The 1589-nt window shown below is 67.0% G+C and carries 1 protein-coding gene; it reads left to right on the forward strand.

Annotated elements, in window-relative coordinates; genetic code table 11:
* Positions 1-33: 33 nt before the first annotated feature.
* Positions 34-1589 (forward strand): NADH-quinone oxidoreductase subunit L (gene nuoL / locus A5646_RS01155; RefSeq protein ID WP_067019267.1); only part of this gene is annotated, 1556 nt, incomplete at its 3' end.

Below are 1589 nucleotides of genomic sequence, written 5' to 3' on the forward strand. Positions count from 1 at the left end.
ACGCGAATCTACTCAAAGGCTGAAGACGCCAACATGACTCAACACACCTGGTTGCTGGTGGCGCTGCCATTGGCGGGCGCCGCGATCCTGCTCTTCGGCGGGCGACGCACCGACCGGTGGGGGCATTGGCTGGGCTGCGCCACCGCCCTCGCGGCCTTCGGGGTGGGCCTGAGCCTGCTGAGCGAGCTGCTCGGCCGCGCCGCCGATGACCGCGTCATCCACCAGAAGGTGTTCAGCTGGATCCCCGTCGGGCAGCTCCAGGTGGATCTCGGACTCCAAATCGACCAGCTGTCGGTGTGTTTCGTTCTGTTGATCTCCGGCGTCGGGTCATTGATCCACATCTATTCGGTGGCCTACATGGCCGAAGACATCGACCGCCGCAGGTTTTTCGGCTACCTCAACCTGTTCCTGGCGTCGATGCTGCTGTTGGTCGTCGCAGACAACTACGTGGTGCTCTACGTCGGTTGGGAAGGCGTCGGCCTGGCCTCCTACCTGCTGATCGGGTTCTGGTATCACAAGCCGACGGCGGCCACCGCCGCCAAGAAGGCGTTCGTGATGAACCGGGTCGGCGACGCCGGGCTGGCCCTGGGAATGTTCTTGATGTTCAGCACTTTCGGCACGCTGTCCTACGCCGGGGTCTTCGCCGGCGCACCGGCGGCCAGTCGGGGCGCGCTGACCGCCATGGGATTGCTATTGCTGCTGGGCGCGTGCGCCAAATCCGCCCAAGTTCCGCTGCAGGCCTGGCTCGGTGACGCCATGGAGGGTCCCACCCCGGTCTCCGCGCTGATCCACGCCGCCACCATGGTGACCGCCGGGGTGTATCTGATCGTGCGGTCCAACCCGCTGTACAACCTGTCGCCCGATGCGCGACTGGCCGTGGTCATCGTGGGCGCGGTCACGCTGCTACTCGGGGCGTTCATCGGGTGCGCCAAGGACGACATCAAGCGGGCGCTGGCGGCGTCGACGATGAGCCAGATCGGCTACATGGTGCTGGCGGCCGGCCTCGGCCCGGCCGGCTACGCCTTCGCGATCATGCACCTGCTCACCCACGGCTTCTTCAAGGCCGGCTTGTTCCTCGGCTCCGGCGCGGTGATCCACGCGATGCACGAAGAACAGGACATGCGCCGCTACGGCGGTCTACGTGCGGCACTGCCCATCACGTTCGTCACCTTCGGCCTGGGCTACCTGGCGATCATCGGCGTGCCGCCCTTCGCGGGCTACTTCTCCAAGGACGCCATCATCGAGGCGGCGCTGGCCTCCGGTGGCACGCAGGGGTATGTGCTGGGCGGCGCCGCGCTACTGGGCGCCGGCGTCACCGCGTTCTACATGACGCGCGTGATGCTGATGACCTTCTTCGGCAAGAAGCGCTGGGGTCCGGGCGCCCACCCCCATGAGGCGCCCGGCCTGATGACGTGGCCGATGATCCTGCTCGCCATCGGCTCGGTGTTCTCCGGTGGCCTGCTGGCGGTAGGTGGCACCCTGCAGCGCTGGCTCGAGCCGGTCGTCGGAAAGCACGAGGAGGTCACCCACGCATACCCGGTCTGGGTCAGCTCCGCGCTGGCGCTGGGCGTCGTGATCATCGGCATCGC

It is taken from the genome of Mycobacterium sp. 1245499.0 (genome assembly GCF_001673615.1).
GTDB lineage: Bacteria > Actinomycetota > Actinomycetes > Mycobacteriales > Mycobacteriaceae > Mycobacterium > Mycobacterium europaeum_A.